A 12,981-nucleotide genomic window follows, 5' to 3' on the forward strand; every position below is an offset into this window, starting at 1 on the left:
CAGCACATGAAGCTCGCAGTGGTCGGCGGAGGCTCGACCTACACACCCGAACTCATCGACGGATTCGCACGGTTGAGGGACACCCTGCCGATCGAGGAACTCGTCCTCGTCGACCCGGCGGCCGACCGCCTGGAGCTGGTCGGCGGCCTCGCCCGCCGCATCTTCGCCAAGCAGGGCCACCCGGGCCGCATCGTCACCACCTCCGACGTGGACGCGGGCGTCGCCGACGCCGACGCGGTCCTGCTGCAGCTGCGCGTCGGCGGCCAGGCGGCCCGGCAGCAGGACGAGACGTGGCCCCTGGACTGCGGCTGCGTCGGCCAGGAGACCACCGGCGCGGGCGGCCTCGCCAAGGCGCTGCGCACGGTCCCCGTCGTCCTCGACATCGCCGAACGCGTCCGCCGCACCAACCCGAACGCGTGGATCATCGACTTCACCAACCCCGTCGGCATCGTCACCCGCGCCCTGCTCCAGGCCGGGCACAAGGCCGTCGGCCTGTGCAACGTCGCCATCGGCTTCCAGCGGAAGTTCGCCGCGCACCTGGGCGTGGACCCCGCGCAGGTGCACCTGGACCACGTCGGCCTCAACCACCTCACGTGGGAGCTGGGCGTGCGGCTCGGCGGCCCCGGCGGCGAGAACGTGCTGCCGAAGCTGCTCGCCGAACACGGCGAGGCCATCGCGGACGACCTGCACATGCCGCAGACCATCGTCGACCGCCTCGGCGTCGTCCCGTCCTACTACCTGCGCTACTACTACCAGCACGACGCGGTCGTACGAGAGCTGCGCACCAAGCCCTCCCGCGCGGCCGAAGTGGCCGCGATGGAGAAGCAGTTGCTGGACATGTACGGCGACCCGGCGCTCGACGAGAAGCCGGAGCTGCTCGCCAAGCGCGGCGGCGCCTTCTACTCGGAGGCGGCCGTGGACCTCGCGGCGTCGCTCCTGGGTGGCGGCGGCAGTCCCTACCAGGTGGTCAACACCCACAACAACGGCACGCTGCCCTTCCTCCCCGACGACGCGGTGATCGAGGTCCAGGCGTCCGTGGACGGATCCGGCGCGACACCGCTGCCCGTCCCCACCCTCGACCCGCTCTTCTCCGGCCTGATCGCGAACGTCACCGCGTACGAGGACCTGGCGCTGCACGCCGCCCTGCACGGCGGCCGCGACCGCGTCTTCAAGGCGCTGCTCGCCCATCCGCTGGTGGGTCAGTACGAGTACGCGGAGAAGCTCACGGACGATCTCGTCGCACACAACCGGGAGCACCTGGCGTGGGCCTGAGCACACCGCACGGCGCGGGCCCTTCGGCGTCCACGTCCCTGCTCGCCATCGACGCGGGCAACAGCAAGACCGACGTCGCGGTGGTCACGGCGGCCGGCGAGGTCGTCGGCGCGGCCCGCGGGGGCGGCTTCCAGCCCCCGCTGGTCGGCGTGGAGACAGCCGTGGACACCCTCGCCGAGGCGGTCGCCGCCGCCCTCGGGGAGGCCGGTCTCACCTCGGTCGGGCATGTCTCCGCGTGTCTGGCCAACGCCGATCTCCCGGTGGAGGAACGGGAGTTGGCGGCCGCGCTGCGGCGGCGCGGCTGGAGCACCAGCGTGGACGTCCGCAACGACACCTTCGCGATCCTCAGGGCGGGCCTCGTCGAGGACGCCGAGCCGCGCGGGGTCGCGGTGGTGTGCGGGGCGGGCATCAACTGCGTGGGCATGCTGCCGGACGGCCGCACGGCCCGCTTCCCGGCGATCGGCAAGATCTCCGGCGACTGGGGCGGCGGCGGCCACCTCGCCCAGGAGGCGCTGTGGCACGCGGCCCGCGCGGAGGACGGCAGGGGCGGCCCCACGGCCCTCATGGCGGCCCTCCCCGCGCACTTCGGCCTGCCCTCCATGTACGCCCTCATCGAGGCCCTGCACCGCGGCCACATCGACGCCGACCGCCAACACGAGCTGACCCCCGTCCTGTTCGCGACGGCGGCCACCGGCGACCCCGTCGCCTGCTCCCTGGTCGACCGCATGGCCGAGGAGGTCGTCGCCATGTCGACGGTGGCCCTCACCCGCCTCGACCTCCTCGACGAGGCGGCCCCCGTCCTCCTCGGCGGCAGCGTCCTGGCAGCCCGCCACCCCCGCCTCGACGACACCATCCGCACCCTCCTCTCCGAACGCGCCCCCAAGGCAACCCCCCGCGTGGTGGCGGAACGCCCGGTACTGGGAGCGATCCTGCTGGGCCTGGACGAGGTGGGGGCTCCGGCGGAGGTGCACGCGCGAGTACGGGGGCACTACAGCTCCGGCGAGTAGCCCTCCCTCCCCGGCCCGGCGAGATTTCAGCCTGTCCGGCGTTTGAGGACGAGGCGCGGAGCGCCGATCGGCGGCGGCTGTCCCACGCGAAGGGGCCATCGGCGAGGGCGGGGGCCCGGGGGCGCAGCCCCCGGTTACGGGAAGGGGCGGGACTGGGGAGCCCCCGGCAGAGCCCCGCCCCGCTCTCGTACAGGGAACCGAACACGCCCCAGACGCGTGTTCAAAGGCACCCGGTGGCCCACCAATCCGCACAAGATCGAGTCAAGCCCTGTGCGGATGTCAGTCCCTGCGGCGATACTTGCGGCCGTGCACTACTTCCGCCGCCACCAAGGCCCGGAAGGAAGGGCAGTCCGAAGACCAAGGGGGAGGTCGAGGTCAGGTGACACACCCACCACAGGCACCACCGCACGCGCCCGCGCCCACCAGCCCGCCACTGCCGCAGCAGACGACGGCGAGGCCACCGCACCAGGCGCCCACGCCAGGAAGAAGCACGGCGTGGGCGGAGGGAGTGGACCGCCTGCGCGCGGCGGCGACGACGGAGCCGGGCAGGCTGCGCGCCATCGGCGCGGTGCTCGCGGCCCTGGTCCTGGTGTTCGGCGCGGTCACGGCCTGGCAGACGACCTCCAGGGCGGACGCGGCGGACCGCGTCCTGAACCGCAGCCAGCCCCTGAGCAACGACGCCGCCGCGATCTACCGCTCCCTAGCGGACGCCAACACGGCGGCGTCGAGCGGCTTCCTCGCGGGCGGCCAGGAACCCGCGAAGGTCCGCGAGCGGTATCAGCGGGACGTCGACCGGGCCAGCGAGAAGCTCGCGACGGCCGCGTCGAACGCGGGCTCCGACTCCTCGTCGGCGGCGTCGGTGAGCCGCCTGAACAAGCTCCTCCCCCAGTACACGGCCCTGATCGAGCGGGCCCGCGCCAACAACCGCCAGGGTCTGCCCCTCGGCGGCGCCTATCTGCGGTACGCGAACGACACGATGCAGACCCGGATGCTCCCGGCCGCCGAGAAGCTCTACAAGGCGGAGAACAAGCGCCTGACCGACGACTACGGAGACGCGAAGCCGTATCCGTGGCTGGCGATCGCCTTCGGAGTGGTGGCCCTGGCCGCCCTCGGCTGGGCCCAGCACCGCAACTACCGCCGGACGAACAGGGTGTTCAACACGGGCCTGGTGGCCGCGACGACGGCCGCTGCGGTGGCGCTGCTGTGGCTGCTCGCGGGACACACCTTCGCCCGCTCCGGCCTGAACGAGTCCTACGACCGCGGCGTGAAGTCCCTGAACGTCCTCAACGACGCCCGCATCAGCTCCCTGAAGGCCCGGGGCAACGAGAACCTGACGCTGGTCAGCCGGGGCGCCGAGACCGTCGTCGTGGGCGACGCCACGAAGGACAAGTTCGACGTGGCCTACCAGCGGCAGATGGCGCGCCTCGCGGGCGCGAAGGCGGGCGACAAGGGGCTGCTCGAAAGGGCGGCGGAGCTGGCCGACGACGAATCGGGCAAGCGTCCCGTGGCGGCCGCCGCGGCGAACGTGGGCGAGTGGAAGGACCGCCACAAGTCGGCCCGCGCGAGCGACGACTCGGGTGACTACGAGGGCGCGCTGGACAAGGTCATCGGCGCCAAGAGCGACCGGCCGACCGGCGAGTCCTTCGACAATGTGGACGCGGCCCTCGATCTCGCGCTCGCGCACGAGCAGCGGGAGTTCAAGCGGGCCGCCGAGGACGGCAAGGGCGCCATGACGGGCCTGCCCATCGGCGCGGCCGTGCTCGCGGTCGTCGGCGCGGCGGCCGCCGTGCTCGGCATCGGCCGCAGGCTTTCGGAGTACAGGTGATGGGGGGCGCGCGGACGATGCGTACGCGACCTGGCGAGACGGAACGACACTTCGCCGCGGCGACCCGGCACCCGCGCCGCGGCCTCGCGGCCCTGCGCGGCTGGGGCGGCGTCGCCTCGATGGCCCTCGCCTGCCTCCTGGCGACCGCCCTGATCCTGGCGCTGCCGCACCTGCGCGGCGACAACGGCCCCGGCGGCAGCGGCGGTTCGGCCGAAGAGGACCGGCTGACGCAGGCGGCGCCCGCGCGCGCCGACGAGTGCGAGGCCCCCGAGCGCAGCCTGCGGCCCGACACCAAGGACGGCCCGACGATCGAGCGGATCAAGCAGCGCAAGGTCAAGAAGCTCGTCGTCGGCGTCGACCAGAACAGCTATCGGTGGGGGTACCGCGACCCCAACAAGGGCGTCGGCAAGCTGGAGGGCTTCGACATCGACCTGGCGCACGAGATCGCGGAGCGCCTGCTCGGCGACCGCGACGCCGTGGTGTTCCGCGCGATCCCCACCAACCAGCGCATCCCCGCGATCCAGAGCGGCCAGGTCGACATGGTGGTGCGCACGATGACCGTCAACTGCGACCGCATCAAGGACGTCGCCTTCTCCACGGCGTACTTCGAGACGGGCCAGCAGGTCCTCGCCCCGAAGACCTCCGACATCACCGGCTACAACGACACCCTGAAGGGCAAGAAGGTCTGCTCCGCGGCGGGCTCCACGGCGGAGACGGCACTCAAGGAGAACAGCTTCGGTGCCGACATCAGGACCACGGTGCCGAACCAACTCGACTGCCTGGTAAGGCTCCAGCTCGGCGAGGTGGACGCGGTGGTCACCGACAGCGCGCTCGCCGCGGGCCAGGCCGCCCAGGACCCGACGGTGGAGCTGAAGGGCGACAAGCCGTTCACCACCGAGTACTACGGCGTGGCGATGAAGAAGGACGCGGACGACCTGGTGCGGCGTGTGAACGACGTGCTCGACGACTTCCGCAAGGACAAGGACGGCTGGCGTGCCTCGTACGACAAGTGGCTCGCGGACGACCTCGGCGACTCGGCGGGCCCGCCGAAGCCGAAGTACAAGGACTGACCCGCAGGAACCGAAGCACACGCGACACAGAGCGGAGAGGTGATCGATGAGCGTCGCGGGACCCCCCGGCCCTGTCATGGACCGGGACGAGGTGGACCGTGCGCTGGTGCGGCTCGACGCCGAGCACGAGGCGATCGAGACGTCGCTCCTCGCCCTCCAGGACCACGCGGGCCGCCGCCTCCTCGAAGGCGCGCGGCTCACCGGCACCACGCACGAACGCTGGCTCGGCACGGAAGCCCAGATCACGCTGCTCTGGACGTACTTCGACGCGTACGCGGGCGCCCTGAACACCGCCCGCGAGGTGCGCGAGCGCAGGCGCTGGCCCAACCGCGACGACCTGCTCGAACTGACCCGGCTGCTGCGCGGCCAGAGCGTCACCGTCGCGGGCGGCCCGTCGTCCGGCGCCGCGCCGTCGATCACGGGGCCGGCGAAGCTCACCGAACAGTTCACGCTCGAAGAGCTGGTCGCGCGCATGAACGACCTGTACGCCCACTCCCTGGACATGGTCGTCGCCGCCGACGCCGTCTGGTCCGCGCTGCCCGCCCGCATCGACCTGCTCGCCGCCGAACTGCAGCGCACCCGCCAGCTCGCGCACTCCGTCGGCGTGCGCCCCGGCGAGCACCCCTCGGGCGACGACCTGGAGCGCATCACGCGGGAGCTGACGGCGCTGCGCGAGCAAGTCGTGTCCGACCCGCTCGCCTTCTGGCAGCCCACGCGCGGCAGTTCGGCCCCCGGCGGCGGCCGCCCGCACACCGACCGCTACGACCACGCGGCCCGCGCCCTGGAGGACGTGCGCCGCGAGATCGACGCCGTGCTCACGGTCCGCCAGGACGCCGAGGCCCGCCTCGGCAAGCTGCGCGACGTGCTCTCCCGCGCGGACCGCACCCTGGCCGAGGCCCGCTCCGCGCGCGGGGAGGTGCTCGCGAAGATCGCCGCCTCCGAGGTGCCCGCCGTGTCCGGGCCGCCCACGGCGCTCCAGGAGCAGCTGGCGATGGCCGCGGACTACCGCAGGAACGCCCAGTGGCACCGCCTCTCGCCGCTCCTGGAGTCCCTTGAGGAGAAGGCCGAGGACGAACTGCTGCGCGCCCGCGAGTCGTTGACCGCGGTCACCGCGCCGCTCGCGGTCCGCGCGGAGCTGCGCGGCCGCCTCGACGCGTACAAGGCGAAGGTCGCCCGGCACGGCCTCGCCGAGGACCCGGTCCTCATCGAGCGGTACGACGCGGCGCGCCGCATGCTCTGGAGCGCGCCCTGCGACCTGCGCGTGGCCGAGCAGGCGGTGCTGCGCTACCAGCAGGCGGCGGCCGACGCGCTGACGCCGAGGGTCCCGCACCAGGGCGGGCCCACCGACCGGAGGGGGGAAGCATGAGCGAGGAGAACGGCGGACAGCAGCCGTGCCAGCGGCCCAAGTGCACGGGTTCGTACGAGGACGTGGGCGGCGGCGAACTGTACTGCGACACCTGCGGCCTCGCCCCGGTCGTCTCCTCGACCGGCATGGTGGGCTCCCCGGCCACGGGCATCACGGTCGGCGGGCGCAGCGCCCGGGGCTCGCGGGCCTCGGGCAGCGTCGGCTCGCGCGGCACCCGCGGCAGCACCCGCTCATCGCGGTCCTCCTCGTCGCGCCGCTCGGTCTCGGGCCGGCTCTCGCGCTCCACGTCGAGCGGTACGTCGGCGCGGTCGGTGTCGGTGCGCAGCTCCGGTTCGTCGGCGGCGTCGTCCGCCCGCAGCAGGCTCGGCGTCGGCCTGGTCTCGGTGCCGCAGGTGCCGCGCCCGGACCCGCGCGGGGCGGTGCAGCAGAACCCCGAGGTGCCCGAGAGGAAGCGGTTCTGCTCGCGCTCCGACTGCGGCGCGCCGGTGGGCCGCGCCCGCGGTGAGCGCGCGGGGCGCACGGAGGGCTTCTGCACCAAGTGCGGCCACCCGTACTCGTTCGTGCCGAAGCTGGACGCGGGCGACATCGTCCACGGCCAGTACGAGGTCGTGGGCTGTCTCGCGCACGGCGGGCTCGGCTGGGTGTATCTCGCCGTGGACCGCGCGGTGTCCGACCGCTGGGTGGTCCTCAAGGGCCTGCTCGACACCGGCGACCAGGACGCGATGGCCGCGGCGATCTCCGAGCGCCGCTTCCTCGCCGAGATCGAGCACGCCAACATCGTGCGGATCTACAACTTCGTCGAGCACCTGGACCAGCGCACCGGCTCCATGGACGGCTACATCGTCATGGAGTACGTCGGCGGCAAGTCCCTCAAGGAGATCGCCAACGGCCGCCGCACCCCCACCGGCAAGCGCGATCCGCTGCCCGTGGAGCAGGCCTGCGCGTACGGCATCGAGGCCCTGGAGGCGCTCGGCCATCTGCACAGCCGCAACCTGCTGTACTGCGACTTCAAGGTCGACAACGCCATCCAGAGCGAGGACCAGCTCAAGCTCATCGACATGGGCGCGGTCCGCCGCATGGACGACGACGAGTCGGCGATCTACGGCACCGTGGGCTACCAGGCCCCGGAGGTCGCGGAGGTCGGCCCCTCGGTGGCCTCCGACCTGTACACGGTCGCGCGCACCCTGGCCGTGCTCACCTTCGACTTCCAGGGCTACACGAACGTCTTCGTGGACTCGCTGCCCGACCCGGACAACATCGAGGTCTTCCGGACGTACGAGTCGTTCTACCGGCTGCTCGTCCGGGCCACGGACCCTGACCCGGCGCGGCGCTTCAGCTCCGCCCAGGAGATGGCCGAGCAGCTGACCGGTGTGCTGCGGGAGGTCGTGGCGGTGCAGAGCGGACGGCCCCGGCCCGCGCTCTCCACGCTTTTCGGTCCCGAAGTGAAGGTCACGGACACGGAGTTGTTCGCGGAGCTGGCCGGGGAGGTGTCGGTGCTCGGGGCCCGGGGGCCGGTGGCGCGGGCTTCCGGTGGCGCCGGGGACGACGGGATCCTCGGCGACGGAGCCGCGAGCGTGCTGGGGCTCGGGTCGCTCGCGGAGGGCTCCGGTGGTGCGGGCGGTCCCGGCGGGGGCGGGGAAGGCGCCGCGTCCGCCTCGATCGTGCGTGCCCTCGACGCGCCCGTGACGTCGCTCGCCCTGCCCGTGCCGCGGGTCGACCCCGGTGACGCCAACGCCGGTTTCCTCGCCGGGCTCGTGGACTCGTCGGGAGCCGAGCTGATCGCCGCGCTCGGGGCCGCCCCGGCGCCCTCCACCGAGCTGCGCCTGCGCGAGCTGCGGGCGCTGCTCACCATGGGCGACCCCGCCGCCGCGGGCAAGACCCTGGAGTCCCTGGAGATCGACCACCCGGACGACTGGCGGGTGATCTGGTACCGCGGGGTCGCCTCGCTCACCAACGGCGACCACGAGATCGCGGCGCTCTCCTTCGACGCGGTGTACGACGCGTTCCCGGGCGAGCCCGCGCCGAAGCTCGCCCTCGGCGTCTGCGCGGAGGTGCTCGGTCAGCTCGACAACGCCGCCGAGTACTACCGCCTGGTGTGGGCGACCGACCCGAGCTACGTCAGCGCCGCCTTCGGGCTCGCCCGGGTGCAGCTCGCCGCGGGCGACCGGAGCGGCGCGGTGCGTACGCTGGAGTCCGTGCCGGAGTCGTCCATCCACTACACGGCGGCCCGCGTCGCGGCGGTGCGGGCGCGGCTGCGGCGGCGTATGACGTTCGACACGGAAGCCGGGCCCGGAGCCCGGTTCCTGGACGACCTGACGGCCGCCGCCGGGCAGGTCGAGGCGCTCGCGGGCTTCGGCCTCGACGCGGTGCGCAGAGAGCGCCTCTCGACGGAAGTCCTCGGTACGGCGCTCGACTGGGTACTCTCCGGTAGCCACCACTCCGGCCACGCCTCGGCGCCCTCAGGGCCCTCGGCGGCCGCGGGCGACGGGCGTACGGGAACCGTACTGCTCGGCAGCGAGTTGGACGAGCGGGGCCTCCGGTTCGGTCTGGAACGTTCGTACCGGACCCTGGCCCGGCTCGCACAGGGTGGCGAGGAAAGGATCGAACTGGTGGAGCGGGCCAACCGTTTCCGCCCCCGGACGTGGGTGTGAAGATGGCGCAAATGCACCAACCGGCGGCCTTGTCCACGTGTCCGAGCTGCGAGGAGCCCCTGGAGACGGGCGACTTGTTCTGCGGCGCGTGCGGCTACGACCTCTCGGCGGTCCCGGCGCCGCCGGACGATCGGCCCACGCTCGCGATCAACGGCCTGCCGCCGCTGCCGGGCTCCGCGCCCCAGGGCGCGCCGGGCTCCGGTTCCGGCGGCCAGTGGCCCGTGGCTCCCGAGGTCGACAGCTCCGACATCCCGGCCCCGACGCACCGCTCCTCCGACCTGCCCGGCACGGACTCCTCCGGCGCCGAGCTCGGGGACTCCGGCGATGCGGGTGTTCCGGGCGCCGGAGGGGGGATGCCCGGCGGATCAGCTCCCGCGTCCCCCACGGCCGCCGAGCCCGACGACTACCCGCTGCCCGCCCCCGCGCCCCCCGGCGCCGCTCCCGCCGCCGACCCGCGCACCGGCGCGCCCACGCCCGACCAGGCGGCGCCCCCGGCGCCCCAGGCCCCCTCGGCCCCTCCGGCACCCCAGGCCCCGGCCCCCGCGGCCCCCACCCCGCCCGCAGGAACGAAACTCTGCGTCGCCTGCCGCTCCGGGCACGTCGCCCCCGACGGGTACTGCGAGAACTGCGGGCACGCGCAGCCGCGCGAGCGCGACCACATGGAGCTGGAGCTCGACGCGGTCGCCGCCGTCAGCGACCGGGGCCTGCGCCACCACCGCAACGAGGACGCGTTCGCGATCTCCGCGGCCGCGCTGCCCGACGGCTCGCCCGCCGTCATCGCCGTCGTCTGCGACGGCGTCTCCTCGGCGACCCGCCCCGACGAGGCCTCCATGGCCGCGTCCCGCGCCGCCGACGCCACCCTCAGGGCGGCCCTGCCCCGCGGCACCCACCCGCAGCAGGCCATGCACGAGGCGATCATCGCCGCCGCCGAGGCCGTGAACGCGCTCGCCGACGAACCCACCGGCGCCCGCGAGCACAGCCCACACCAGAACGCACCCGCCTGCACCCTCGTCTCGGCCGTCGTCACGGGCGGCCTGCTCGTCATCGGCTGGGTCGGCGACAGCCGTGTCTACTGGGTGCCGGTCGACCGCTCCGGCCCCGCCGCCCGCCTCACCGAGGACGACTCCTGGGCCGCCCAGATGGTCGCGGCGGGCCTGATGAGCGAGGCCGAGGCGTACGCGGACGAGCGGGCGCACGCCATCACGGGCTGGCTCGGCGCCGACGCGTACGAACTGGAGCCGCACACCGCTTCCTTCAAGCCGGACCGCCCGGGTGTAGTGGTGGTGTGCACGGACGGCCTGTGGAACTACGCGGAGGCTGCCGAGGAGATGGCCCGCGCCGTCCCCCTGGACGCCGCCCGACGTCCGCTGCACAGCGCCCAGGTCCTCGTCGGCCACGCGCTCGACGGCGGGGGCCACGACAACGTAACAGTGGCGGTCCTGCCGTTCCCCGCACCGCCGCAAGGGGCAGGATCGGCCTAGCGCGGACGGGGACCGCGCCGCGCGGTCGGCCGGTTGTCCCGATGGCTTTCGCCCCACGCGCGTCACCGGCACCACCCGCACGCGCGGGCACCGCGGCGGGCAGCAGATCCGAGCTCTGTGGATAGAAGTCCTAGGGGGGAGCAACATCCATGGCCAATTTCTCCAAGTCGAACGTTCCGCAGTTCACCGTCGACGTCTACCAGAACGAGTACCTGCCCGAGGGCGGCCGCGAGGTCAACGCCATCGCCACGGTCACCTCGACGGGCGGCGGCACCATCGGCTCCGCGGTCGGCGCGCCCCATCTGTACGCGGTCGGGGAGGGCCCGGACGCGGCAGTCGCGATCATGGTCGACTGCTCCGGCTCCATGGACTACCCGCCGACGAAGATGCGCGGCGCCCGTGACGCCACCGCCGCCGCGATCGACGCCCTGCGCGACGGCGTCCACTTCGCCGTCATCGGCGGCACCCACGTCGCCACGGAGGTCTACCCCGGCGGCGGCCGCCTCGCCGTCGCGGGCCCGCAGACCCGCACCCAGGCCAAGGAGGCCCTGCGCAAGCTCAGCGCGGGCGGCGGCACCGCCATCGGCACCTGGCTGCGCCTGGCCGACCGCCTCCTCGCCTCCGCCGACGTCTCGATCAGACACGGCATCCTGCTCACCGACGGCCGCAACGAACACGAGTCACCGGAGGACCTGCGCGCCTCCCTCGACGCCTGCGCGGGCAGGTTCACCTGTGACGCACGCGGTGTCGGCACCGACTGGGAAGTGAAAGAGGTCACAGGCATCGCCTCGGCGCTGCTCGGCACCGCCGACATCGTCGCCGACCCCGCGGGCCTCGCCGCCGACTTCACGCAGATGATGGAGTCGGCGATGGGCAAGGAGGTCGCCGACGTCAGTCTGCGCCTGTGGACCCCCATGGGCGTGGAGATCATGTTCGTGAAGCAAGTGGCACCCACGGTGGAGGAGTTGACCGACCGCCGCACCGAGGCGGGACCCCGTGCGGGTGACTATCCCACCGGTTCCTGGGGCGACGAGTCCCGCGACTACCACGTCTGTGTACGGGTTCCCGGTGCCGAGCTCGGCCAGGAGATGCTCGCGGCCCGTGTCTCGCTCGTCGTCCCGGCCGCCGACGGCACCGTACAGACCCTGTCCCAGGGCCTGGTCAGGGCCGTCTGGACGGACGACATGGCGGCCTCCACCTCCATCAATCCGCAGGTCGCGCACTACACGGGCCAGGCGGAGCTCGCCCAGGTCATCCAGCAGGGCCTCGACGCCCGCAAATCGGGCGATTACGACGGAGCAACGGCCAAACTGGGCCGGGCCGTTCAGCTGGCGAGCGCCTCCGGCAACGCGGACACCGCCAAGCTCCTTTCCAAGGTGGTGGACGTGGTCGACGCCGCGACAGGTACTGTTCGATTGAAGGCGCGGGTCGCCGAGGCCGACGAGATGACACTCGAGACGCGCTCGACGAAAACGGTCCGCGTGAAGAAGTAGCAGGGCGTCCCACGGCGTCCAGTACGCCGAGCACGCCCCGCGTACGCCCTGTCAGTACCGGAAGAACGCCAGCGCACGCGGCCCACGGGCCGGAGAAGGAGAGGGGGAAGCGCCGACATGCCGACCTGCCCGAACGGACACCAGTCGGGTTCCGACGACTGGTGCGAGGTCTGCGGTCACCGCATGGCCGGTGCCGTACCACCGCCGCCTCCGCCACCGCCCCCGGCCGCGGGTTACGGCCACCCGCAGCAGGGTCCCGGCCAGCCCGGCGGCCCTGGTCAGCCCGGTGGTCCTGGTGGCCCCGGCGGTCCCGGTCAGCCCGGCCGCTCGCACCTTTCCGCGGTGCCGGACCTCGGACCCGAGCCCGAGCTCTGCCCGCAGTGCCGCACGCCCCGCGAGGCCAACGCGCCGTTCTGCGAGGAGTGCCGGTGGAACTTCCTGACGGGTACGGCCACGTCGTACACGCCTGCCGCGCCTAATCCGCCGCTGCCCACTGGTGGGGCGGGGCGGCCCGGTGGGCCTGGTGGTCCTGGTGGTCCGGGGATGCCTGGGCCTGGTGGGCCTGGTGCCGGTGGTCCGGGTGGACCCGGTGGTCCGGGTGGACCCGGTGGTCCTGGCGGACCTGGTGGTCCTGGCTTCGGTGGGCGTGGGCCCGGTTCCGGTCCTGGTGGGTACGGGTATCCGCCTCAGGGTCCCGGCCAGCCCGGTGGTCCGGGTCAGCCGGGTGGTCCGAGCGCTGGCGGTCCCGGTGCCGGTGGGCCCGGTGGGTACGGCTACCCGCAGCCCGGTGGTCCGGGTCAGCCCGGCGGTCCCGGT

The 12,981-nt window shown here is 73.4% G+C and carries 8 protein-coding genes; all 8 read left to right on the plus strand.

Features of this window, described 5'->3' with window-relative positions; all coding sequences use genetic code 11:
* Nucleotides 1-6: 6 nt before the first annotated feature.
* The gene (locus tag ACFVHO_RS27145) at nucleotides 7-1,272 is read left to right on the plus strand and encodes a 6-phospho-beta-glucosidase (RefSeq protein ID WP_385719785.1); all 1,266 of its coding nucleotides are present in this window, start codon (nucleotides 7-9) and stop codon (nucleotides 1,270-1,272) included.
* Nucleotides 1,263-2,279, plus strand: a complete 1,017-nt coding sequence (locus tag ACFVHO_RS27150; protein WP_385719788.1) for an N-acetylglucosamine kinase — start codon at nucleotides 1,263-1,265, stop codon at nucleotides 2,277-2,279. The genes ACFVHO_RS27145 and ACFVHO_RS27150 overlap by 10 nt, the downstream gene beginning before the upstream one ends.
* Nucleotides 2,280-2,658: 379 nt before the next feature.
* Nucleotides 2,659-4,104 (plus strand): hypothetical protein, encoded by a 1,446-nt coding sequence (locus ACFVHO_RS27155; protein WP_385719790.1) that lies wholly within the window; start codon nucleotides 2,659-2,661, stop codon nucleotides 4,102-4,104.
* Nucleotides 4,105-4,121: 17 nt separating this feature from the next.
* Nucleotides 4,122-5,174, plus strand: a complete 1,053-nt coding sequence (locus ACFVHO_RS27160) for a glutamate ABC transporter substrate-binding protein (protein WP_385719793.1) — start codon at nucleotides 4,122-4,124, stop codon at nucleotides 5,172-5,174.
* Between the two features lie 46 nt (nucleotides 5,175-5,220).
* The gene (locus ACFVHO_RS27165; protein ID WP_385719796.1) at nucleotides 5,221-6,540 is read left to right on the plus strand and encodes a hypothetical protein; all 1,320 of its coding nucleotides are present in this window, start codon (nucleotides 5,221-5,223) and stop codon (nucleotides 6,538-6,540) included.
* Nucleotides 6,537-9,191, plus strand: a complete 2,655-nt coding sequence (locus ACFVHO_RS27170) for a tetratricopeptide repeat protein (RefSeq protein WP_385719799.1) — start codon at nucleotides 6,537-6,539, stop codon at nucleotides 9,189-9,191. Before ACFVHO_RS27165 ends, ACFVHO_RS27170 begins: the two co-directional genes overlap by 4 nt.
* Nucleotides 9,192-9,193: 2 nt before the next feature.
* Complete coding sequence (locus ACFVHO_RS27175) at nucleotides 9,194-10,672, plus strand: PP2C family serine/threonine-protein phosphatase (protein WP_385719802.1); 1,479 nt, start codon at nucleotides 9,194-9,196, stop codon at nucleotides 10,670-10,672.
* A gap of 149 nt (nucleotides 10,673-10,821) precedes the next feature.
* Entirely contained in the window at nucleotides 10,822-12,165 is a 1,344-nt protein-coding gene (locus ACFVHO_RS27180; RefSeq protein WP_385719805.1) for a VWA domain-containing protein, read from the plus strand.
* Nucleotides 12,166-12,981: the final 816 nt, after the last annotated feature.

Origin of the sequence: Streptomyces sp. NPDC127108 (genome assembly GCF_042677545.1) — a bacterium.
Lineage (GTDB): Bacteria > Actinomycetota > Actinomycetes > Streptomycetales > Streptomycetaceae > Streptomyces.

Excerpts from the sequence above, each read along its gene's own strand:
- ACFVHO_RS27145 (WP_385719785.1), top strand. The coding sequence starts at position 7 with ATGAAGCTCGCAGTGGTCGGCGGAGGCTCGACCTACACACCCGAACTC.
- ACFVHO_RS27160 (WP_385719793.1), top strand. The coding sequence starts at position 4,122 with ATGCGTACGCGACCTGGCGAGACGGAACGACACTTCGCCGCGGCGACC.
- ACFVHO_RS27165 (WP_385719796.1), top strand. The coding sequence starts at position 5,221 with ATGAGCGTCGCGGGACCCCCCGGCCCTGTCATGGACCGGGACGAGGTG.
- ACFVHO_RS27170 (WP_385719799.1), top strand. The coding sequence starts at position 6,537 with ATGAGCGAGGAGAACGGCGGACAGCAGCCGTGCCAGCGGCCCAAGTGC.
- ACFVHO_RS27175 (WP_385719802.1), top strand. The coding sequence starts at position 9,194 with ATGGCGCAAATGCACCAACCGGCGGCCTTGTCCACGTGTCCGAGCTGC.
- ACFVHO_RS27180 (WP_385719805.1), top strand. The coding sequence starts at position 10,822 with ATGGCCAATTTCTCCAAGTCGAACGTTCCGCAGTTCACCGTCGACGTC.